21 protein-coding genes are annotated in these 23309 nt (G+C 55.9%); 15 read left to right on the top strand and 6 right to left on the bottom strand.

Annotated features, from left to right (window positions below; all coding sequences use genetic code 11):
- Positions 1–3: 3 nt before the first annotated feature.
- Both JO972_RS13855 and JO972_RS13850 read right to left on the bottom strand, forming a co-directional pair.
- Positions 4–975, bottom strand: a complete 972-nt coding sequence (locus JO972_RS13855) for an alpha-ketoacid dehydrogenase subunit beta (protein WP_309490665.1) — start codon at positions 973–975, stop codon at positions 4–6.
- Positions 975–2006, bottom strand: a complete 1032-nt coding sequence (locus tag JO972_RS13850; RefSeq protein WP_309490664.1) for a thiamine pyrophosphate-dependent dehydrogenase E1 component subunit alpha — start codon at positions 2004–2006, stop codon at positions 975–977. Before JO972_RS13850 ends, JO972_RS13855 begins: the two co-directional genes overlap by 1 nt.
- Before the next feature lie 292 nt (positions 2007–2298).
- Here JO972_RS13850 and JO972_RS13845 point away from each other — a divergent pair, with 292 nt between their 5' ends.
- The 5 genes from JO972_RS13845 to ffh all read left to right on the top strand — a co-directional run bounded on the left by JO972_RS13845 (position 2299) and on the right by ffh (position 8111).
- Positions 2299–3207, top strand: a complete 909-nt coding sequence (locus JO972_RS13845) for a nucleotidyltransferase family protein (protein ID WP_309490663.1) — start codon at positions 2299–2301, stop codon at positions 3205–3207.
- Between the two features lie 49 nt (positions 3208–3256).
- Positions 3257–4357 carry a phosphotransferase enzyme family protein gene (locus JO972_RS13840; RefSeq protein ID WP_309490662.1) on the top strand — a complete coding sequence of 367 codons (1101 nt, stop codon included), beginning with the start codon at positions 3257–3259 and terminating at the stop codon, positions 4355–4357.
- Positions 4358–4374: 17 nt separating this feature from the next.
- Complete coding sequence (locus tag JO972_RS13835; RefSeq protein ID WP_309490661.1) at positions 4375–5301, top strand: NAD-dependent epimerase/dehydratase family protein; 927 nt, start codon at positions 4375–4377, stop codon at positions 5299–5301.
- Positions 5302–5431: 130 nt separating this feature from the next.
- Positions 5432–6658 carry a polysaccharide deacetylase family protein gene (locus JO972_RS13830; RefSeq protein ID WP_309490660.1) on the top strand — a complete coding sequence of 409 codons (1227 nt, stop codon included), beginning with the start codon at positions 5432–5434 and terminating at the stop codon, positions 6656–6658.
- A gap of 49 nt (positions 6659–6707) precedes the next feature.
- Positions 6708–8111, top strand: coding sequence for a signal recognition particle protein (ffh, locus tag JO972_RS13825; protein WP_309490659.1), 1404 nt, complete (start codon positions 6708–6710; stop codon positions 8109–8111).
- Between the two features lie 118 nt (positions 8112–8229).
- Here ffh and JO972_RS13820 read toward each other — a convergent pair whose 3' ends face one another.
- Entirely contained in the window at positions 8230–8355 is a 126-nt protein-coding gene (locus JO972_RS13820; protein WP_309490658.1) for a hypothetical protein, read from the bottom strand.
- Positions 8356–8364: 9 nt separating this feature from the next.
- Positions 8365–8694 (bottom strand): rhodanese-like domain-containing protein, encoded by a 330-nt coding sequence (locus JO972_RS13815; protein ID WP_309490657.1) that lies wholly within the window; start codon positions 8692–8694, stop codon positions 8365–8367.
- 241 nt (positions 8695–8935) lie between these two features.
- Here JO972_RS13815 and JO972_RS13810 point away from each other — a divergent pair, with 241 nt between their 5' ends.
- The 6 genes from JO972_RS13810 (at position 8936) to JO972_RS13785 (ending at position 15327) form a co-directional block, all read left to right on the top strand.
- Entirely contained in the window at positions 8936–9664 is a 729-nt protein-coding gene (locus JO972_RS13810; protein WP_309490656.1) for an ABC transporter ATP-binding protein, read from the top strand.
- A 41-nt stretch (positions 9665–9705) separates the two neighbouring features.
- The gene (locus tag JO972_RS13805; RefSeq protein WP_309490655.1) at positions 9706–10431 is read left to right on the top strand and encodes an ABC transporter permease subunit; all 726 of its coding nucleotides are present in this window, start codon (positions 9706–9708) and stop codon (positions 10429–10431) included.
- Positions 10432–10446: 15 nt separating this feature from the next.
- A complete protein-coding gene (locus JO972_RS13800) occupies positions 10447–12354 on the top strand; it encodes a Gldg family protein (protein WP_309490654.1) in 1908 nt (635 codons plus the stop codon).
- 58 nt (positions 12355–12412) lie between these two features.
- Positions 12413–13642: a DUF4340 domain-containing protein gene (locus tag JO972_RS13795; protein ID WP_309490653.1), complete on the top strand. Its 1230-nt coding sequence runs from the start codon at positions 12413–12415 to the stop codon at positions 13640–13642.
- Between the two features lie 179 nt (positions 13643–13821).
- Positions 13822–14187 (top strand): hypothetical protein, encoded by a 366-nt coding sequence (locus tag JO972_RS13790; protein WP_309490652.1) that lies wholly within the window; start codon positions 13822–13824, stop codon positions 14185–14187.
- A 225-nt stretch (positions 14188–14412) separates the two neighbouring features.
- The gene (locus JO972_RS13785; RefSeq protein ID WP_309490651.1) at positions 14413–15327 is read left to right on the top strand and encodes an aminotransferase class IV; all 915 of its coding nucleotides are present in this window, start codon (positions 14413–14415) and stop codon (positions 15325–15327) included.
- 111 nt (positions 15328–15438) lie between these two features.
- On the opposite strand, the gene JO972_RS13780 is transcribed toward JO972_RS13785, so the two are convergent.
- A complete protein-coding gene (locus JO972_RS13780) occupies positions 15439–15978 on the bottom strand; it encodes a hypothetical protein (RefSeq protein WP_309490650.1) in 540 nt (179 codons plus the stop codon).
- A gap of 380 nt (positions 15979–16358) precedes the next feature.
- Between JO972_RS13780 and JO972_RS13775 the strand changes: the two genes are divergently transcribed.
- The 4 genes from JO972_RS13775 to JO972_RS13760 all read left to right on the top strand — a co-directional run bounded on the left by JO972_RS13775 (position 16359) and on the right by JO972_RS13760 (position 22402).
- The gene (locus JO972_RS13775) at positions 16359–17171 is read left to right on the top strand and encodes a DUF1294 domain-containing protein (RefSeq protein ID WP_309490649.1); all 813 of its coding nucleotides are present in this window, start codon (positions 16359–16361) and stop codon (positions 17169–17171) included.
- A 290-nt stretch (positions 17172–17461) separates the two neighbouring features.
- Complete coding sequence (locus JO972_RS13770) at positions 17462–20662, top strand: DEAD/DEAH box helicase (protein ID WP_309490648.1); 3201 nt, start codon at positions 17462–17464, stop codon at positions 20660–20662.
- A 241-nt stretch (positions 20663–20903) separates the two neighbouring features.
- The gene (locus tag JO972_RS13765) at positions 20904–21503 is read left to right on the top strand and encodes a type IV toxin-antitoxin system AbiEi family antitoxin domain-containing protein (RefSeq protein WP_309490647.1); all 600 of its coding nucleotides are present in this window, start codon (positions 20904–20906) and stop codon (positions 21501–21503) included.
- A 2-nt stretch (positions 21504–21505) separates the two neighbouring features.
- A complete protein-coding gene (locus JO972_RS13760; protein ID WP_309490646.1) occupies positions 21506–22402 on the top strand; it encodes a nucleotidyl transferase AbiEii/AbiGii toxin family protein in 897 nt (298 codons plus the stop codon).
- 20 nt (positions 22403–22422) lie between these two features.
- Here the strand turns inward: JO972_RS13760 and JO972_RS13755 are convergent, their stop codons facing one another.
- Positions 22423–23307 carry a thermonuclease family protein gene (locus JO972_RS13755; RefSeq protein ID WP_309490645.1) on the bottom strand — a complete coding sequence of 295 codons (885 nt, stop codon included), beginning with the start codon at positions 23305–23307 and terminating at the stop codon, positions 22423–22425.
- Positions 23308–23309 lie beyond the last annotated feature (2 nt).

Raw genomic sequence — 23309 nt, 5'->3', positions numbered from 1 at the left:
CTCTTAATAGTTGAGCAACTTGCGAAGAGCTTCAGCGATCGACTCGGGAGTAGGCCGATGGGCGGCCCAAAGTTTCGGGTGATATGGGATGGGGGTGTCGCGGGCGTTCAATCGGGCCGGTGGGGCATCGAGCAAATGGAAGCCGTCGGAGCTGACTCGGGAGACCACTTCGGCAGTCACTCCCCCCCAGGGAAATGCTTCACCCACCGCGAGCAGACGACCGGTGCGGGCGACGGAGGCGATGATGGTGTCGGTATCCATCGGCTTGACCGAGCGGAGGTCGACCACCTCGATTTCCCAGCCACCTTCGGCCTGAAGCATTTCGGCAGCGCGGACGGCTTCGTGCACCATCGCGCTGTAGGTCACCACCGTGGCATGTTTGCCAGCACGAGTGACCCGGGCTTTTCCGATCGGTAAATGATCGCCCTCGAAATCGTTCGATTTCAGCCAGCGATAGAGAAACTTGTGCTCACAGTACATCACCGGATCGTCCATCTTGATCGAATCGATGAGCATGGAATAAGCATCCGCCACGGTGGCCGGAGTGACCACCACCAGGCCGGGATAATGCGCGTAGAGCGACTCCATGCTCTGACTGTGGAACGGTCCGGAGCCGGGAGTGCCGCCGGAAGGAAGACGCACGGTCAGCGGCACGGGCACGCCGGTCCGGTAGTAGTGTGTCGCCGCCTGGTTCACCAGCTGGTTGAACGCGACGGAGGAGAAATCGGCAAACTGCATCTCGAGCACAGGGCGCGCACCTTCGATGGCGGCACCGATGGCGACACCGGCCATGGCGTCCTCGCTGATGGGAGCATCGAGCACCCGATTGGGATACTTTTCCTGCAGTCCCTTGGTGGCTTTGAAAGCACCGCCGAACTTGCCAATATCCTGGCCGTAGAGAAAGACCCGGGGGTCCTGCTCCATGGCATCGCTCAGGGCAGCGTGAATCGCATCAATGTAAGTTACTTCGCTCATCAACTGTGAAAATCGGTGTTGGCTGGATTGGAAAAGGCGGCCCAATCATCTTGGTAAGGGTCTGGCACGGGTTCTTTCTGTGCAATGGCAACGGCCTTCTGCACGCGCTCGGCGGCTTCGGTGGCCCAGGATTCGATTTCTTCGGCGGTGGCGTAACCATTTTCCACCAGCTGGGCACTGCCGACGTCAATGCTATCGCGACCGAGCTTTGACTCCTTCAGCGAGGCATCGACATACGAGCCGTCGTCGTGTTCGCCGTGACCGGTCAGGCGGAGCATGGAAGCGACCACCAACTGCGGCCCTTCCCCCGCCCTGGCACGTCCAACTGCCTCCTGCATCACCTGCGCGCAGGCCAGCATATCGGTGCCGTCGACGCTGTGACCGCGAACGCCGTAGCCGATGGCTTTATCGACCAGATCTTTGCAGACAAACTGGCGGTCGTTCGGGGTTGAGTAGGCGTATTGATTGTTCGCCACGGTTAAGACCAAGGGTAAATTCTCCACCGCTGCGGTGTTGAGGCCTTCATGGAAGGCGCCGGTGGACGTGCAGCCATCGCCGACACAGGTCGCTCCGACGGCTCCGTCGAGTTCGCCCTTGATGCGTTTGGCCATGAGCATGCCGCTGACCAGGGAAATGGCCGCTCCCAGGTGGGAAATCATGGCTGGCATGCCCTCGGCGGGTCGGCCACGGTGGATGTTGCCATCACGCCCTTTCATCGGCCCATTGACGGAGCCGAGGTAGGTGCGGGTGCAATCGATAAGCTCCTCGCCGAATGCCGTCCGGCCCGCCTGATCGCGGATCAGAGGGGCAAAAATATCTCGGCCCTTGGTCAGGCAAGACGCCAGCGAGGCACTGACCGCCTCCTGGCCTTTGCCGAGGTAAACACCGCCGACGATTTTCCCCGCTTTATAGAGACTGCCGAGTTTGTTCTCGAGGATACGCGAAGTCTGCATCGCCCTGAACACTTTCCGCACGTGGTCGCGGTCGAGTTCCTTTGTCATCACTGGGGTGCCGTCGTTGCTGGTATCCATGCAGTTGTATTTTTTTCCAGTTGGTGGCGGCTCGTTTGATGGCGACCACCGGTATGTTCGGGGGGAATCTTGTGCCATCCGCCCATCGGATCAAGCACAAGCTCCGCGGAAAGAAATAAAGCCGCCGCAAGCATAGCTGGCAATAGCATTCTTTACAAAGACACCATGGAAAAATGGATTTCGTTAGAACGACGGAAAAAATACGTGAATGAATGCCATGCGCCAAAAAGAAACCGTTGCCAAAAATATCTGCGGCAAGCATAACACGCCTCAACTTTTCACACCATTATTTATGCAACCTACTCTTCTTGTTCTCGCAGCCGGAATGGGCAGCCGATACGGCGGCCTCAAACAAATGGACCCGATGGGCCCCAACGGCGAAACTGTTCTCGATTACTCAGTCTACGATGCCATCCGTGCCGGCTTTGGGAAAGTGGTGTTCATCATCCGTGAAGATTTCGCCGACTTGTTCCGCGAGCAGGTGGGTGCCAAGTTCGCCGATAAAATCGAGGTCGACTACGTTTTCCAGAAACTCGACGACCTGCCGGAAGGATTCTCCGTGCCAGAGGGTCGCGAAAAACCATGGGGCACCACCCACGCAGTGCGTGCCGCGCGCAATAGCGTTCAAGGCCCCTTTGCCGTGATCAATGCCGACGACTTCTACGGCGCGGATTCTTACCAACAGATGGCCCGTTACTTTGACCAATCCGCCAAGGCCACCGATGGGATTTCGCACTACAGCATGGTGGGTTACCACATCGTCAAAACCCTCTCCGACCACGGCGATGTCAACCGCGGCATCTGCTCCGCTGAAAATGGCTACCTCAAGGACGTCGAGGAAGTGACCGAGATCAAGCGCGAGGGAGATACCATCCAGGGCAACTGGCTCGATGGCGAACGCCGTCCAGTCAGCGAAACCGCCATCGCCTCGATGAACTTCTGGGGATTCACCTCCGATCTCTTTGACTACCTCGAAAGCCACTTCACTGCCTTCTTGCAAGAACGTGGTCAGGAAATGAAATCCGAGTGCTACATCCCTACCCTCGTGGACGAGCTGATTCGTGAGGGCAAGGCCGATTGCAAAGTGTTGGAAACCAGCAGCTCATGGTTCGGTGTGACCTACCCCGATGACAAACCACACGTGGTCGAAAACATCCAAAAACTCATCGCCGCTGGGGATTATCCAGAGTCGCTCGACTAATCATCGCGTCGCCCGTCACCTTCATCACACAATTGCCCTCTTGCCTCCAATGCACAACCTAGCAGAAGTCGCGCAGCTCTTTGACATGCGCGCAGATTTTGTCCACGCCCACCCCTACGGATCGGGTCACATCAACGACACCTACTGCGCTTACTACGATCAAGCCGGCCAACGCCTTCGCTACATCCACCAGCGGCTCAGCACCGAGGCATTCAAGAAGCCCGTCGAACTGATGGAAAACGTCGGCCGGGTGACCGAACACGCACTGAACCAGCTGCTGGAGGAAGGCAATCCCGAGGCGCGCCGACGGACGCTAACCTGTGTGCCATCGGTCAAGGGCACCGCGCACGCCATCGATTCCCAAGGCAACTGCTGGCGCACCTACCCCTTCATCGAGCGCGCCCGCACCTACGACACCATCGAATCCGAAGCCCAGGCCACCGAAGCCGCACGCGCATTCGGTGAGTTTCAGAAACTCGCCGCCACCCTGCCCGGCGAGCCCCTGCACGAAACCATCCCCGGTTTCCACAACACCAAACAACGCTTCGAGCACCTCATCGCCGCGATTGAGGCCGATCCCCATAACCGGGCCAAGGAGGTGCAGAAGGAAATCGACTGGTTCATGGCGCGCCAGGAGGAAGGCAGCAAAGTGGTCGACATGTTGGAATCGGGCGAAATCCCCCTGCGTGTCACCCATAACGACACCAAGCTGAACAACGTCATGTTAGACGACGTCACCGGCGAAGGCATCTGCGTGATCGACCTCGATACCACCATGCCGGGTTCGGCGGTCTACGACTTCGGCGACATGGTGCGCACAGCCACCTCACCGGCGGCTGAGGATGAGGTCGACACCGCCAAGATCACCATGCGCATGCCAATGTTCGAGGCGCTCGTCAAAGGCTACCTGGCATCGGCAGGCAGCTTCCTCACCGACAAGGAACGCTCACTGTTAGCCTTCTCAGGAAAACTTCTCACCATGGAATGCGGCACCCGTTTTCTCTGTGATTACCTGAAGGGTGATGTTTACTTCAAGGTCCACCGCGACGGGCATAACCTCGATCGCACACGCTCCCAAATCGCCCTGGCAGAATCGATTAGCACTCAAATGGATGCCATGGAAGCGATGGTGGCAAAATACAGCATCTAAAACACCCCATCCCTATCATGAAAATTCTAGTCACTGGCGGAGCAGGATTCATCGGCTCCCACATCGTCGAGCACTTCCAAGGCAAGGCGGAGGAAATCCGCGTGTTAGACAACTTGCGCACCGGCTATCGAGAGAACCTCCATGGCCTCGATCACACGTTCATTGAGGGCTCGATCACCGACCGAGCACTGGTCAAGCAGGCCGTCGAGGGGGTGGACTACATTTTCCACATGGCTGCCATGGTCTCGGTTCCGGAATCGATGGCTAAAATTTCCGAGTGCGTGGAGATTAACGTCAATGGACTGCTCAACGTCCTGGAAGAAGCCTCGGCCGCCAAGGTCAAGAAGCTTGTGTTCGCATCGTCCGCCGCGAACTACGGCGACAACCCCACGGTTCCCAAGGTGGAAACCATGTATCCGGAGCCGAAGAGCCCCTACGCGATCACCAAGCTCGACGGGGAATACTACCTCGAGATGTTCCGCACCGAGGGTCTGCTGGAAACCACGTCCGTGCGCTTTTTCAACGTCTTCGGCCCACGCCAGGATCCTAAGGGAGCCTACGCCGCCGCAGTTCCTATTTTCATCGAGAAGGCCGTCAAGGGTGAAAACATCACCGTCTTTGGCGATGGCGAGCAGACGCGCGACTTCATCTACGTCAAAGACATCGTCGGAGCCCTCGTCTTTGCCGCCACCACCGAGGGCGTGCACGGCACCTACAATGCTGGCTACGGCGGTCAGATCACCATCAACGATCTGGCCAACAACATCCTCGCATCCGCCGGGACCGACTCCAAGCTGGTCCACGGGCCGGAACGGGCCGGTGACGTCAAACACTCCCGCGCCTCATCGGAAAAACTCCGCGCCGCCGGATGGCAGCCGCAGCACACGCTGGAAGAAGGCCTGGCCGCCACCTTTGAGTTCTTCCGCAACAAGCTGGGTGCGTAAGCCCCCGCCGCTCAACGTCTCGTTGTCGCTGCCGGGGAAATGCCGGATCAGGCCCGACCACTTTTCATCACTCTCAGGTCTTTCCTTTTCCCAATCCAGTCGTATAATCTCGGCACGCATCGCGTGAACCATGAGATTTTTTAGCGCCATCATTTCCAGCCTGCTCCTCTGCCTGCCGCTCTCTGCCACTGCGGCACCTGAGGCCCCTGCGTCAGTGCCCGCGTCTGGAAATGCCACCACGGAGACCAGCGCCACGGTCACCCCGGTGGAGCCGACCGCTCCCACTCAGCCATCCGTGCCGGGTGGCGACGATGGCGTGCGGGTCACCGTGCTGGGCTACCACGATTTTTCACCCACTAAAAAAGCCACCGAGATGCTGCTGCCCACGGACAAGTTCCGTAAGCAGATGGAAGCCATCCGCGAGCTCGGCCTCAAGGTCATCAGCATGGACGATTTCCTCGCATGGAAACGCGGCGAGAAAAGCATTCCGGACAAAGCGGTGCTGATCACCATCGATGACGGTTGGAAATCGGTCTACACCGATGCTTACCCCATTCTGAAAGAGTTCGGCTACCCGTTCACCCTCTTCCTCTACACCAATTACGTCGATGGTGGCGGCAGCGCGCTGACCACCGCCATGATCAAGGAGATGCAAGAGAACGGTTGCACCGTCGGCAGCCACTCGGTGTCCCACCCCTACCCGGCAGCCGTCAAGGCGGAGCGGGCCAAGGGCAGCGACTCGTTCACCGCCTATCTGAAAAAAGAATTTGGCGACTCGCGCAAGATCTTGAGGAAAAAATTTGGCAGCAAGGTCAGCACCTACGCCTATCCGGGCGGATTTTTCACCGGGGAAATGCTGCCGATTGCCAACGAAAGCGGCTACGAGGCGCTGTTCACGGTGCTGCCGGGCAAGGTCACCCGCGCCACCTCCAGCTTCACCCTGCCCCGCTACATCATTCTGGGCACCCACGATTATATTTTCCGCAATGCCACCAGCTTCAAGGCCACCGGCAGCAGTGCCGCCACCGATGGAGCCATCGTGCAGTCCACCGCCCATCCGGTGCAGCCCCAACCCGGAGCACTCACCCCCGATCGCACCCCAGTCATCTCAGCCGACCTCTCGAAGGTGGAAAACCTCGACGTCCCATCGCTGGTGATGCGTGTGGCCGGCTTTGGCAAGGTCCCTGCGGTTTACGATAACCAAAGCAAGACAGTCAGCTGGCAAGTCAACCGCCGCCTGCGCACCCGCACCTGCGAGGTCTCGCTGCAATGGCGGAAAACCGGCTCCACCGACTACGAAGACCCGATGACCTGGATCTTCCGCATCGACCGCGAAGCCGCTTACCAGCCAGAATAACGCACCACTGCACACTGCAACACTTACCCACTAGCACACTTATCCCACCATGTTCTCATCCCTATCAGACAACCTCGATAAAACCTTCCGCAACCTTCGCGGCGTCGGAAAGATCTCCGAGAAAAACATCAGCGACGCTCTGCGCGAAATCCGCATGTCACTGCTGGAAGCCGACGTGGAGTTCAACGTCGCCAAGGAGTTCATCGCCAACGTCAAAGAAAAGGCCATGGGCATCGAGGTGCTCAAGTCGATCAAACCCGGCGAGCAGATCGTCAAGGTGTTCAACGATGAGTTGACCGCACTGCTCGGTGGCGACGCCGTGCCGCTCGATCTCAATCCACCGGCCCACATCCTCCTCTGCGGTCTCAACGGTGCAGGCAAAACCACCACCGCCGGAAAGCTAGCCCTGCGCCTGAAGAAAGACGGCCGCCGCCCGCTGCTGATCGCCTGTGACCTTTACCGCCCTGCCGCCATCGAGCAGCTGCAAACGCTCGCCGAGCAGGTGGGCGTGCCCTGCTTCGCCCCCGAAGCGGGTGAAAAGAACCTGGTCAAAGTGGCCAAGCAAGCACTCGCCTGGGCCAAGGACCAGAACGGCACCGTGCTGATCTTCGATACCGCGGGCCGCCAGGAAATCGACGACAAACTCGTCGAGGAGCTCAAGGAGCTGCACAAATTTGTCGATCCCAACGAGACCTTGTTGGTTGCCGATTCCGCCACCGGTCAGCAGGCCGTGTCCGTGGCCCAGCACTTTGATGAGGCCGTGGGGCTCACCGGCATCATCCTGACCAAGCTCGATGGTGACGCCCGTGGTGGCGCCGCGCTGTCGATGCGTCAGGTGACTGGCAAACCGATCAAGTTCATTGGTGAGGGCGAAAAGCTCGACCAGTTCGGCGTCTTCCACCCCGACCGCTTGGCCAGCCGGATCCTCGGCATGGGCGACATCGTCAGCATGGTCGAAGGAGCCGCTGAGAAAATCGATGAAAAGGAAGCCATGCACGCCGCCAAGCGGATGCAGTCCGGCAAGTTCGACTTCAACGATTTCCTCGAGCAGATGAACATGCTGCGCAAGCTCGGACCACTCGACGGCCTGCTGGGCATGCTCCCCGGCTTTAACAAAATCAAAAAACAACTTCCCACCGAAGCCCTCGATGAAGGCCGGATGAAGCGCATGGAAGCGATCGTGCTCTCGATGACGCCCAAGGAGCGCAGTCGCCCCGAACTCATCAAGGGAACGCGCCGCCGTCGCATCGCAGCCGGCTCGGGCAATACCATGTTAGAAGTCAACCGCTTCCTCAAGCAGTTCGCCCAGATGCGCAAGATGATGAAGTCCAAGGGCAAGATGAAGGACATGATGAAACAGCTCGGCGGCATGGAAGGCATGGGCGATATGGGAGACATGAAGGATCTCCTCGGTGGTGGTGGCGGAGGAAAACTGCCCAAGCTGCCATTTTAATCGCCTCCCCTGACGTTTTTAAAATCACTCACTAAAACAACACCCCCGCGGTCACTGAGACCACGGGGGTGTTTTGGGTTTGAATTAGTTGGTGTTACTTAGGCTAGTAGGTCCATGGCTATGAACTCTCTTCTTGATCGACCTTTTCCACCTCGGCCTCGGCGGCTTTCCAGCCGGAGATTCCAGCCTTCATGTGCTTGACGTTGGTGTAGCCCAGTTTCTTCGCTGCGACCGCAGCTTTCATCCAGGCTCCTCAGTTAGGGCCGCTGCAATAGGCGAGAATCAGTGCGGATTTATCCTCGGGCAGAGCCTCGGCCAGCTTCGACTTCACCGCCGCCCAATGGATCGCCCCAGGGACGTGACCGGACTGATAGGATTTCGGGCTGTTCACGTCGATGATGGTCACCTTGCCATCTTCGATGGCTTGTTGCACTTCCTTCACCGTCATGTTCGGAAAGCTCGCCTTATGCTTCGCTTTCTTCTCCTTCTTGTCTTTGGTGGCACCCTGCGCATACGCCAGGTCCATCGGAGCAGCCACGGCCATGCAGGCGGCGGATGCCAATAGTAATGTATTTAGTTTCATAGCATTACCAATAAAGATCATTCTGGAATAATTGCCAGTGGAAATGCGTGACGACCTTGTGGAGCCGACCAAAAAACGCCCGATCCTCGCCCTCTAAAAGCCTCTCTGCAAGCAGTCAAAGCCGCCCTCTCGAAAAGCCCATTTTTCCTCTTGATTTCCGATCTAACTGGAGAAAATTTATCGCCAGTCACAGTCATTTCGCTTCTTACCTTGTCTTGACTGTGTCATTGCATTTTCTGCCATGATTGAAGTTCACAACCTCAGCAAGGATTACGGTGCAAAAACCGTGGTCAACAATCTATCATTCACGGTCAAAAAAGGAGAGGTGCTCGGTTTCCTCGGTCCTAACGGCGCAGGAAAGTCCACCACCATGCGCATGGTCACCGGCTTTGTCTCTCCCACCAAAGGCGATGCCGAAATCTGCGGTGTCTCCGTGGTCGATCATCCCAAAGAAGCGAAAAGCCACATCGGCTACCTGCCGGAATCCGCTCCGCTCTACGATGACATGACCGTCACCGATTTCCTCAAGTTCTGCGCGTCCATGCGAGGCTTGGCTGGCAAGGCGCGCCGGGAGGCCATCGATGCCGCGGTGGAAACCTGCTTTCTGGAAAATGTCGCCCGCCAATCGATTGGCACACTCTCGAAGGGTTACCGTCACCGCACCTGCCTCGCCCAGGCACTGCTCCATGACCCCGATGTGCTGATCCTCGATGAACCGACCGATGGCCTCGATCCCAACCAGAAACACGAGGTCCGCAATCTCATCAAACGCCTCGGCGAAACCAAGGCCATCCTCTTTTCCACCCACATCCTCGAGGAGGTCGATGCCTCATGCAGTCGCGCTGTCATCATCGATCAAGGGCAAATCGTCGCCGATGGCACCCCGGCCGAGCTGCGTGCCCAGTCCGGCACCGACTCGCTTCACGACCTGTTCCGCAATCTCACCACCAAAGAAACAGCTGCCAGCTAACAACACTGACAACTGTCGACTAACAACTGCCCATCGATATCATGTTCACCATTTTCAAACGAGAGCTGAAAAGCTACTTCACCCAGCCCACCGCCTACGCGGTGATCGTGATCTTTTTGTTCATGTCTCTGTTCTTCACCTTCTCTCTGGGGAACTTCATTAAAATCGGCGACGCCAACTTGGAGTGGTCGTTTTTCTTCTGGCACCCATGGATCTACATGCTGCTGGCTCCCGCCCTCGGTATGCGCCTGTGGTCGGACGAGCAACGCAGCGGCACGATCGAGCTGTTAGGAACCTTCCCCACCACCATCTGGTCGGCCATCCTCGGCAAGTATCTTGCCGCCGCGGTGGTCTGGCTGATCGCCCTGCTGCTCACCTACCCCATGGTGATGGCGGTGAACACCCTGGGGGATCCGGATAATCTCACCATCTTCTCCGGCTACATCGGCAGCTACCTGCTCTGCTGCACCTTTCTGGCCATCACCTGCCTGGTCTCCGCCTTCACCAGGGACCAGGTTTCCTGCCTCATCGTTTCCTGCAGCATCTGTGTGATTCTGGTGGTGATTGGCTTCGATCACGTGGTGCGCATTTTTGCCCAGACATTCTCGGAGGCCACCACCGATGCCATTGTCTCGACCGCCGTGCTGGATCACTACCAGCCGCTGCTCCAGGGAGCGCTTCGCTTCCAAGACATCATCTACTTCTTTTCCATCATCCTGGCCTGTCTGCTCTGCACCAGCGCTATTCTGAATTCGAAACGTTCTTAATTTCTTTCCGATCCCATGGCTAAATCTAACAAGGAATCCACCGTCAGTCATCGTTCTCCCAAAGCGAAGGTCACCCATCCCTTTGTGCGCACCGTGCTGGGAATTGTGGCCATTGTTTGCATCTTGGTCTTTTCCAATTGGCTGGTGCGCGCCACTTCATTGGGTAACAAAACCATCGACCTCACCGAAAACCAGCGCCACACCCTGACACCGGGGACCAAGGCCATCTTGTCGGAGCTGGAAACGCCGGTGATCATTCGCTACTACGCCACCCGCAAAAGCGAGGCGATGCCGCGCCGGGTAAAGAATTACATGCGCAAGGTGGATAATCTCTTAGCCCGCTACAAACAGCTGGCCGACGGCAAGATCCGCATTGAAAACCTGGACCCCGAGCCTGACACCGACGCTGAGGACTCGGCGAACTTGGACGGCATCAGCGGCCAGCGCGTGGAGGATGAAAATGTCTACTTCGGCCTGTCGATTTCCTGCCTCGATCAGCAGACATCCATCCCGTTTCTCGATCCGGCGAACGACACGATGTTGGAATACATGCTTTCCAGCGCCATCGCCAATGTCACTACCTTCAAGAAACCCACCATCGGCCTGATGACCACATTGCCACTGGCAGGAACTCCCGCTGTCCAGCCGGGTGCTCAGCCAGGCCAGCCGTGGATCATCTATCAGCTGCTGCAACAACGCTACGAGATCCAGAACCTGGGCATGTCTCCCGAGCAGCTCGATCCGGAACAAACACCCGTCCTGCTCCTTGTACACCCTGCCGGGCTGAGCTCGCACACCGAGTATTTGATCGATCAATACCTGCTCAAGGGCGGTGTGCTAGTCGCCTGCCTCGACTCTTTCGCTCTCACCGCTCCAGCGCAAGATCCACGGATGCGCGGCATGGGCGGCGGCGTGAATAAGTCATCGACTCTGCCAAAGTTGTTAGAACGTTGGGGGCTCGGTATGGATGCCTATTCGGTCCTTGCCGATGGCAAATACGCCACCGATTTCGGCAATAACCAGCGCATGCACGCCCACTTGTCGCTGAGCACCGAGGCAATTGTCTCCGACGATGAAATCATCACCAAGGGCTTTGAAAACCTCTACTTTCCACTAGCTGGCGGCTTCACGGTCAAAGGCGATAGCGATGTCAGCATCGAGACACTGATCAGCAGTTCCGATCAGGTGGTCTTAATCGCCGGTCAAGAGGCCACCCAAGCGGACTCCGGGATTTTCGCTCGCCAGCAACCCACCGGCGAGAGTTATGGCTTGGTGATGCGTCTCAATGGCAAATTTAAAACCGCCTTCCCCAAAGGTGACCCCGATGCCGAAACCGAGGACGGCGAGGAAGCGCCTGTTAGCGGTCTGCAAGAAGCCACCGAGCCGAGCTCCGTCTATCTCATCTCGGACGCCGATTTCCTCTTTGATCGCGCCTGTTTCCAGCAGTCGCAGCAAGGCTACGTGGCCGTGAATAACAACGCCGCCCTGCTGCAGAACATTCTCGATCAGTGCACCGGCTCGAAGCACCTCATCGGATCGCGTAGCCGGGCATCCACCACCCGCCCATTCACTATCATCAAGGAGATGGAAACCGATTTCGAGAAGGACCTGCACGAGGACGTCGATCGCGCCCGCACCCGGATGAACGAAATCGTCCAGGAGCTGCAGAACTTGCAGATGCAGAAAACCCAAGGCACTGCCCTGGTGCTCACCGATGAACAGGAAGCCAAGATCCGTGAGCTGCAGGCCCAGCAGATGAAGCTCCGCCGCGATCTACGCGAGAAGGAGAAAAGCCTGCGCGATCGCAAGGACAAACTCTACGCCAAGATCACTTGGATGACCGTGGCGTCCACGCCACTTTTCGTTGCCATCTCGGGTCTCGCCGTCTGGTTCTTCCGCCGTCGCGCCACCCGTGCCGCCTAATCGAAGGTTTCCCCAGAACCCACCTCACCCAACTTCCAACTTCTATTTCCCAATCACCATGAAGTCCCGCACCGTTATCATCCTCTGGTCAGTCGCCATCGTGCTCGGTATCATCGCTTACTTTGTCAAATTCCACGGCAAGGAGGAGAATCTCACCCAGACACAACGCGCACCGGGAGATCGATTGTTAGAAAGCTTGCCCATCCGTGAGATCACCAGCGTCACCATCGAACAGGGCGACGTCACCACCCACCTGGTCCGCGCCGAGGACAACAGCTGGGGGGTGAAGGAACGAGCGAATTACCCCATCAATTACGAGCTCTTGCGAAACCTGTTAGGATCGCTCAACGAGCTGGAAGTGACCCAGGGTTACCCCGCAGCCAAGGAGTATTGGGCACGCTTCGGCCTCGCCGATGAGAATGCCCCGGAGGATATCGAGCGAGGTTATCTGGGTGCCACGAAGGTGACCATGATGGGCACCGGCGACGAGCCACTGGCACAGGTTTACCTCGGAAAATACAGCGGCTCCAGCCAGGTGGGTGGTCGCTTCGTCAGGGTCGCCGGCGACGATAGCGGCGTGTATGCGGTCGGCCAAACATTCCCTGGCATCACCGCCGAGCCGAAGGACTGGCTGGGTAAGGATTTCTTGAAGGTCGATCAGATGCAGACCATCACCCTGAGTGCCCCCGAGGCCCCTGAGTTCACCACCTGGAAACTGACCCGCCCCAACGCCCAGGCGCAGTTCTCACTCGCAGGCATGAGCGAGGATGAAGTCATGCAGCTGACTTCCACCAATGCCCTGCGCGCCCTGTTCCAGTATTCCGGTTTCCAGGACGTGCTCAGCCCGGAGCGCTCGCAAGAGCTGGCCAACCCGGATGCCAAACTGAAACGCCGCGCCGTGATCACCACCTTCGACGGTCTGACATACACCCTGGATTTCTGGCCGGAACAAGCCCCCGCCAAGGATAAGGACAGCGATCCCCGCCTGCCGGCCCTCCAGCCGAAGTATCACTTCACCATCGCCGTGAAAGCGGATATTCCGAAAGAACGAGCGAAGTCGGCCGATGAAAAACCGGAGGACAGCCAGCGTCTCGACGCCCAATTCGCCCAAACGCAACAAGCCGCCCAAGAGAAACTCGCCGCCGCCCGCGCACTGGAAGGTCGTATCTTCCAAGTCAGCCAAAGCCTTGTCAGCCCCCTGTTGAAACAACGCAGCGATTTTGTCACCGCGAAGACAAAACCCTCCGCCGCCTCGCCGCCCGTGCGCGTGCCCGCCGCACAGCCCTAACTGGCTAAGCGCGGGAAAATCATCGAAGCTCCACGCACGGCCGCACCGACCGCTGAGTCGGTATCTCAGCACGCCATCCTCCCGCACCATGCGCGGCAGGAATGAGCCCCCCGCTGCATTTTTCTGAATAATTGAATCGAAGGCACGTCAAAATAGCGAACACAACAAACCCCATCGCTATGAAAAAACTACTCGCTACCATCGCCGCCGTCTTCGTTTCCCTCATCGCTCTTCCCGAGCAGGCAGAAGCCGCTCCCCACCGCCACCATCCGGTTGGCCACAGCTACACCTATAGCATCGGCCACACCTCCTGCGGATGCGCCATTTACCAGCGCCGCGTGATCGCCGGATACGATCGCCATCACCGCCCGGTTTACAGATACTACAGCGTGCCGGTCACCCACCACTGCCGCAGCTACGTCACCCCACATCGCGGCTCCAGCCATGTCCACCACGCTCGCCCACACCGTGGTTCCAGCTACCACCGCGGCCACAGCAGTTTCACCATCCGTGGCCCCCACGGATTGATAAGCATCCGCCGCTAACACGGCAGAAACCCAAAAAACCCGATAAAAAGCCCCAGCAAGGAGAGCCGTCATGGCTCTCCTTGTTCTGTTTCTGGACCTGGCTCGCACAGCATCAATGCCCCTAACTCCATGGGCCGCACTTTGGAGTATTCCCTGCGGAAATTGGCATCCCTTTCTGGTCGACTCCACGCTTAATTGCCTGTGCAATCGCTTCGCTTTTGCCACCCTAAACACCACCAAGCCATGCTCCAGACCTACAATCCAAAAAACAAGGACCTCATCCTCTCCATCGACGGCAAACTCGTGCACCGCGATCAAGCAGGCGTCTCCCCCTTTGATTCCTCCGTGCAGAATGGCGATACCTGCTGGGAAGGTCTCCGACTTTACAAGGGCAAGATTTTCAAACTCGAGGAGCATCTCGATCGGCTTTTCAAATCCGCATCCATGCTCCGCTACGAAGGCCTGCCCACACGCGAAGCCATCATCGATGCCATCGTGAAAGTGCTCGCAGCGAACAAGATGTATGACCAAGTCCACCTCCGCCTGATCCTCTCGCGCGGGCTGAAATACACCTCCGGTCTCGACCCCCGAATCAACACCAAAGGTTGCTCGCTCTTCATCCTGCCGGAGCACAAGGCCCCCGTTTACAGCACCGGCGGCTTGCACCTGATCACCGCCAAACAGCGCCGACCTTTTGCCGATGTCTTGGACCAGCGCATCCACTCATCCAATCAGCTGACCTCCATCCTCGCGAAGCTCGAGGCCAATGACGCCGGCGCTGATGACGCTCTGATGTTAGACACCGAGGGAAATCTGGCCGAGACCAATGCCACCCACGTTTTCCTGGTCAAGGATGGCATCATCCACACCTCCACCACCAAGGCCTGCCCCACCGGCATCACACGCGACACCTTGATCAAGATGTGCCCGGAACACGACATCACCTTGGAAATACGCGACATCCCCGAGGCGGAAATCCACCAGGCGGACGAGGTGTTCTGCACCGGCACCATGGGCGAAATCGTCGCAGTCAATCGCATCGATGACACCATCTTCAACGGCGGCGAACCCGGCCCCATGACCCAGAAGCTCGCCGCGCTCTACTCCGAGCTCACCGCCACCACCGGCTACCCGGTCGCCAGCGAACAGCCCGACTAACAAATCTCGGAGCAAGCGGCCTGAAGGTCATTCAAAATCCACCACGCCCACGATTCACTTCGTGGGCGTTTTTTGCGTCCACGGATAGAGAAAAGCCACCCGCTCACACAATCATGCCCTCTGCATGAACCTAACCAGCAGCCAGGCAATAAACACGAGAAATTCCATCACGTAGCTGAGAACCATCACCCAGAGAATCGATTTAATCACCAGCCGTGACAGCCCATACAGCGGATGCCCGGGACGATGGTAAATACGCGTCAGCATCAGGCTGCCCCAGAGCAACAAGAACAGAACCACAAGGGAGGCAAGCCCCATCAACAGCACCCGGTCCGGCAGTTTACTAAACTCCGCCGCCGTCATCACCACAGCTGAAGCCAGCCAGAGTAGTCCGCCCAACATGCCCAAAATAGCGAACATGCCCGCCACCTTCCCCAGCTCGCCCAGCAGAGAATCCCGCCGCTCCGACACCGGCACCGTCACACCCTCAGGCGCAGCCTCTTCCGAAAGAATCACCGCAACGCCATTCGACGCCAGCTGACCATAGACATGACCAAAATTCTCATGAATCACCTCCGCAAAATACCCCTCCGCCCGCTTCATCGCAGCGAACAGACAAGCTTCTTCATAAGTGTGAAATCGCAAGAGCATGCCATCCAGTCTAGAGTGAGAACCAGATAATCCAACTAACAAATCCTCCAGAAAAACCAGGGTTAAAAAATAATACCTAATCACTGATTATGCTGATTTTAGACTGATTACCTATGCTCCGATTTCGGAAACCCCTGTTCCAATCCCCCCTCACTGACTTGCCCCAATCCAAGCCGCACAAGCGCCATCCATCAGTGAAAATCTGCGTAATCAGTGGTCAACCCAGCAACCACGTTTTTATTTCTTGTTTAGAGATTATCACTAAACCTAAAATACGACCCTAACATCAGCGTGCGTGTTGATTCTAACAACCAATCAACCAATCAACCAATCAACCAATCAACCAATCAACCAATCAACCAATCAACCAATCAATCCCCATGCCCTATCCATCCTTACCTGGCCACCGCCCACCGGAAGAGCTCAAGCCTCCCGCCGCACTCCGGCAGCCAAAAGCGCAGCCAAAGCCAGCGTCCAGGCCAGCGCCACAATCACGCCCAGCCACACCTCGATCAGCCAACACGGCGAAGCCGAATAAGTCAGGAAACCCCACCTCGACGAGCGCACCTCAAGCCACAAAACCAAGCCACAGCGCAAGAATCCATTCTTGGGATCACAGCAAAGGCTACGGCTTCCTCCGCCACGGCAAGAAACGCCTCTTCCTACACCGACGCGACTTCGCCGAGCATCATAAAAAACCGATGCCCGGCGATCTCATTCACTTCGAAGAAGGCCAAGACGCCCAAGGCCGCCCTTGCGCCGTGCAAGCTTACCACCACAACGATGGCGGCCGCCTCCGGGCCGTCCACTTCATTCAGCTCACCGTCCTCATCCTCCTCCCCGCCCTCGCCCTGTTCAAGCTCGCAACGGCCACCGGCATTCACCTCGCCGCCCCCTACGCCGTCGCCCTCATCCTCAGCCTGATCACCTACCTGCGCTACGCCAAGGACAAGCAAAGCGCCCGCGCCAAAGCCTGGCGCATCTCGGAAAGCCAGCTCCACTTCCTCTCCCTCATCGGCGGCTGGCCCGGCGCCTTCCTGGCTCAGCGCAAACTCCGCCACAAATGCTCCAAACCCGATTTCCTAGCCATCTTCTGGCTCACCCTCCTCACGCACCAATACCTCGCCCTCGACTACCTCCGCCACTGGCAACTCACCCGCTCCATCCTGGCAAGGATCACCGAGGTCAGCTGAATAGAATCCAACACTCCTAATCCGATTCCCTCTTGTCACGGAAATCGGATCTGCTAGAAATACTATAATGCCTCCTGAAACCACCGCCCGCATACACATAGACACTCAACTCAGTGTCGCTGGTAGTTACACGCGGAGAAAACATCGGCCAGCATCTCAGCGCACACTGCGAGGAAAAAGGAACTCCTAGGCACGCCGGCCAATTCGAAGCCGAACTCGTCCGCTCCAACCGCCTCTCCCAGTTCGCACTATTTTCAGCATTTTCCGGCAGCATCTAATCACATTCCACGATGGATTCCGAACTTTTCAAACTTGAAGCAACCCCAGAACCTCACCAAGAGGTTCTGGAGTTCAATGATCAGCTCTATTATCAGGCTGAGAACACTCCCATCGGTTGGCTACGCCAACTCGCCCTCGACAAAGGCGACTGGACGTTCACCGCTATCCATAAAGCAGGAGACACTTTCAACCTCACCCATCCAACCGGGTTATCCTTTGACGCGGAACTCAAGGAAGGAAGAGGCGCAATGAAGGGCTCTTACTCAATTCGAGGGTGCGTCACACGAACCAACGATAAGAAGACCTCTTTCTTTGAAGGCGTTAATCTTCACGGCAGGGGCAAGGGAGATTGGAAGCTTCGGCCTGCCCAACTTGGGGCAGTGCACTCCCTTCTCGCTCACTGGTCATTGTCAACCGAACCGGCCACCGTAGTACTCCCGACTGGCACGGGCAAGACTGAGACAATGCTCGTGACAACTCTTGTTGATCAGGCTGCCCGCACTCTCGTCATTGTTCCTACCAAAGATCTCAAAGATCAGATCGCCGAAAAGTTCATGAGCTGGGGAATGCTGCGACGACTCGGAGTAATCCCGAGTGATGCACCCAATCCCAAGGTTCTTGTTCTCAGCAAGACAATCACAGATGCTTCTCATTTGGATCACATCAACTCCGCCGACGTCGTTGTTGCGACTCCGGCGTTGCTCGCACGAGCGCCCCAGACAATCAAGAGCAAGCTTCGGAAGGCATTCTCACACGTCTATTTTGACGAAGCACATCACGTGGTCGCTGTGGAGTGGGACGGCATCAAGTCACTCTTCTCGAAATCGAAGATCGTCCAATTTACTGCGACACCTTATCGGAATGACCGGAAGCCGATTGAGGGGAACCTGATCTACAATTACCCTCTTTCCCTGGCATTGGCGGACAAGTGCTTCTCACCAATATCTTTGGTAGCGGTTGATGAACGCCACCCCCGCAAAAAAGACCAAGCCATCGCTGACGCCGCCATGGCACGGCTCAATGAAGATCGAGCCAATGGTCTGACGAGACACCGCATGATGGTCCGAGCCGAAACGCAAACCAAAGCAGACGCCCTTTACAAAAAATATCAAGAGTGGTTTCCAAAAGAACGGATCGCTCTGGTTCATTCAGGAATCAAAGGCCGTAGGGCAATAGTTGAGCAAATCAAGGAAGGAGAATTCGATCTGGTAGTGTGCGTCGACATGCTTAAGGAAGGATTCGACTACCCCGATTTCAAGATCGCAGCTGTTCACGGTGTCCATAAATCGCTGGCGGTCTTGCTTCAGTTTATCGGGCGGTTCACGAGAACCCAGAAAGGTCTCGGCGACGCTTCGTTTGTCGTAAACTATGCGGCGGAGAAGATCTCGCTCGAGTTGGAAGATCTGTTCCAAGAGGGGTCCGGATGGGAGCACGTAATCAAAGAGATCGCTGACGCCAAAAAGAACGAGGCAGAGTCACTGCTTGCCTTTCTACAGGGTTGCCAACCCTACTCTGGTTTCGACTCACCTGACATCGAGCTCAATCCGAAGCTCGTTTACCCTGCGCTTAGCTGCGTGTGCTATCAGTGCAGCAAGGTGGATTGGGCAAAGTTCAATGAAGCGTTCAACCTTAAGAAATACGCGCTCTCGCAACCATACATCAATCCTGACGAAAACGTGTTCTATTTCACCACTCAAAAACGCGAGAAGGTGAAATGGGCTAGAACAAAGGAACTAAGGGACCAAACCTGGGATCTGATCGTGATCCATCACGACTCAGAGAACAAAATGCTTTACGTTGGTTTTTCTGAAAAGCGCCTCGATGTTGACAATCTTGTAGAGAAAATCTCCGCGGCGAAACCACGCCCATTGAAGGGTGACCGCGTATTCCGTTCCTTTGACTCAATCAAGCGCCTCTGCATAGTACACGCGGGAATATTTAAGCCTGCTAACCACTTACACCGATATTCACGGCTTAGCGGTGCCGACGTAACAACCGAACTGACGCGCTGGAAGACGGAAGGCCGATGCGACAAGTCGGATTTCGTTGGGGTGGGTTTTCGCTATGGGTTTCCTGTCAGTGTTGGAGCATCAGTAAAGGGTAAAATCTGGAGCCCTGCCCGAGTCGGTGATCTGAAGCAATGGAAGGAATGGTGCCTCGCCATTGGTGCCATGGTCACAAACGAAAAGATCGACTCGAATTTGCTCCTCGAAGATTCAGCAAAGAAGATCGAACTGAAGGAATACCCCGACGATGTTGTGGTCTTGGCCGCCGACTGGTCGGACGGCCTGTACGATCGAATTCACAAGCTCACTCTCGAAATCCCCAAAGGGGGATCAATGTTACTGGCAGAATCGAGCCTGAAATTCAAAGCCATCAAGGGCACAAAAGCCGAACTCATTCTATTCATCGGCACTGAATCTCACCCTTTTTCAATTCTGTTGGGAGGAGAGAAAGGTCACTGCATCGAAGGGCTCGAGACAATCGAGGTTCAGGTTGCTGGGCTCAAGGCGGATCCGGTTTCTCTCACACAGTTCTTCCAAGAGAACCCGCCTGCTCTGTTTCTACTCAATGGATGCACGATATCGGGCTGCATTCATACTGACTACGGCGAAGGCGATATCCACGCAATTCCCCATGAACGGATCGAAAGCCTACCATGGGGTGGTGTTGATTTTAAAATTGAGTCGATCTACAAGGGCTCCACTCAACGAAAGAATTCGATCCAGGAATACATGATGAAGCGCCTCGTGGATACAGGTGCTCGAGTGGTGTTCAATGACGATAACGCGGGGGAATCTGCCGACATTGTCGCAGTCTTCGTTGAGGACGGGCTAGTGCGGTTCGAGCTCGTTCATTGCAAGTATTCAAAAGCAACTGCTGGCGCAAGATTGTCTGATTTATACGAAGTCTGTGGTCAGGCCATCGTTTCACTTCGATACAAGTGGAAGCCCGAAGAGCTCATCAAGCACCTCGAAAGACGTAACGCGACAGGAGTGCTGAAGAACAAGCGGTTCTACCACGGTTCCTCCGCGATTCTAGAGGAAATCAAGAAAGCTCTGAAGTATAGCGATGTCTTATTCGAGTTTTCCATCGCTCAGCCCGGCGTGGAGAGCTCCTCGTTGACTCCAGAGATGAAACGACTGTTGGGATCGGTTTACTCAACAGTAGTAGAAATGACCGAGACCAAACTGCGATGCTATTTTAGCTAACCTCCATCACAAGTTTCATTCCGACCGCTTTTGAAAACAACCCGACTATCACGAAATTACTGACGAGAAATGCAAAAATGAGGTCATGAAAATGGTGCATCAGCTAGAAAATGCGGATGCCATGCGATCTGCTCACGACACTCTTTCAGTGCCGAGTGTTACACTTTATACACCATGTGTAACAATTTCCCACTTGCTCAAATTTCCAAAATAAAGTAACTTAGATCCATATTACTAAAATATGGAAATACAGCGATCCCAACTCGAACAACTTGCGCGCGAGTCATGCCTACTGCGTGATCAGCAACTGCGCGAAGCTGGGATTAGCAGCACGGTGATTTCGCAGGCGGTGAAGGCTGGAGAACTAATTCGTCTCTCGCGTGGTGTTTATCATCACCCCGAAGCAGAGCTCGATGAGCACCTGAGCCTTTCCGAAGTGGCCGCACGCGTGCCTCATGCGGTGATCACTCTACTATCTGCGCTGCAGTTTCACCAGATTGGCACTCAGCAGCCTCATGCCGTTTGGATTCTTCTCAAACAAAATGCGGTGACTCCACGCATCGACTACCCGCCGCTCGAAGTCGTCCGCAGTAAGGTAGCCTCTGCCTTTTCCAAAGGAGTCGTTAGCCACAACATCAATGACATCCCCACCCTGATCACCAATCCAGCGAGGACGGTCGCCGATTGCTTTAAATACCGCAGTCGGGTAGGTCTCGATGTCTGTCTGGAAGCTCTCAAGGACGTCCTCAACAAGGGAGTGAAACCCGCCGAAATCATGGACTACGCAAAAGCCCAACGTGTCTCCAGCGTGATTCGGCCTTACCTCGATGCCCTAGTCTAAAAATGAACCTCGTCGCCTCACTCCAAGATCGCCTCAGGAACGAAGGCCGTAGGATCGGTGTGCAATATGCCTCACACCTTGAGCAGTTTGCTCTTAGTCGATTCTTTGCTCGCCTGGCTAAGAGTGACTACGCGGATCGTTTCATCCTCAAGGGAGCACAACTTTTTCGCTTTCTAGAACAAGACGGGCATCGTCCGACGCGAGATGCGGACTTCCTCAGCTTTGGCGATCATGATCCTGAGGCCTTGAAAGATATTTTCACCAAAATTTGCCAGCTTTCTCCCGACAAAGAAGATGCCCTTAGCTGGGAAAATATCAGGGCGGCAGCAATCCGTGATGACAATCACTACGGTGGTGTGCGCGTGCTGATCACTTGCAAACTCGGAAAAATACAAATCCCCCTTCAGTTTGATATAGGCTTCGGCGACATCATTACACCCACAGTGCGCCATCAGACCTGGACGGCCCCTCTCGACTATCAGGACACTCAGCTTGCGACTTATCCAATGGAAACGGTGGTCGCTGAAAAATTGGAAGCTGCCGTTTCCCTCGGTATCAACAACAGCCGAATGAAGGACCTTTATGATCTCCACTGGCTGCAGGCTCGTCTCAGCTTTGACGGAAACGACCTTACAGAAGCGGTGATCAATACCTTCGCCCGGCGCTCAACGGTTATCTCAGATGTGGTTCCTTTGGTTTTTACTCCCGAGTTCCGCTCTGATGCACAAAAGCTCGAGCAATGGTCCGCCTTTTTGCGCAAAGGAAAACTACCGCAGCTTGAGCTGACCGTCGTCATCAAGGACATCGCAGATTTTCTCCTGCCTGTGCTTCGAAAAGAAGTCGACGATCTCACTTGGACACCGGAGGGGCATTGGCAGTCTTCCCCACCCCACTCATAAAATTCTCCAAAGCGAACACATCAATCAAACAACAGAATTTCACCTAGCTTCTCCGCAGTTTTAGGCCCGACACCTTTCACCCGTTTTTCGAGATCCTTTTCGTTCTTATAGGGGCCGTCTTTAAGACCATCCAGCAATGCTTGGGCGATCTTAAGATTCACTTCGGCACGTTGCGCGATGATGGCGGCATTGAAGGCGTTGTTTTTCAATCGGTTGATGAAGAGCTTACCGACGTGTTTTGAATACTGGCTACGCTCTGCGATAAAGACTTTCCAGTCGGTCTCGCGCCAGCCTCCCTTTTTCTGATTGATGGCGTGCATTTCCTCCATCTTGAGTTCTTCCAGGTATTGATAGGGTGCTTCATCATCGCTACGAGCATCGACTTTTCCGTAAACGCGGGCCAAGCCATTTCTCACCAGTAGCTTTCCCAAATCCCCTCCTCCATGCGTAATGATGTAAGCATAGACACGACCAGGGCGTTGGCCCATGGCGGGTGCGTTCTGGGTAATGACCGTGAAGGGCCGTTGCAGCGATCGTTTTGTAAAAGCGGTAGCATCTTTCCCAAGTTTGATTCGCTTTGCAAACTTGTTCCGGCCATCGTCGATACCATGCATTCCGAAATAAAGCCCCTGATCGGTTAGGCGAGCTTTCATATAGTCTGCTCGGTCATTGGTCTCCATGCAATCTACGCCATAGAGTCGGACAACCATTTCTATAGGTTTACCTTTCTGATTGGCCGGATTGGGCGCCGCAACGGAGAAGCTATCGCCATCGTTTCCATTCCCTTTCATCAACTTGCAATTTTTATACACCGTAAACGGGTTTGCCGCTTTTGCTGAAAGATGAGCTGTGCTCAGGCCTGCAAGCAACACAGTCTGAATAACGATTCGGGCGAATTTCCACATGT

The sequence above is a fragment of the Oceaniferula flava genome (genome assembly GCF_016811075.1).
GTDB lineage: Bacteria > Verrucomicrobiota > Verrucomicrobiia > Verrucomicrobiales > Akkermansiaceae > Oceaniferula > Oceaniferula flava.
This window is presented reverse-complemented; position numbering and strand designations above follow the sequence as displayed.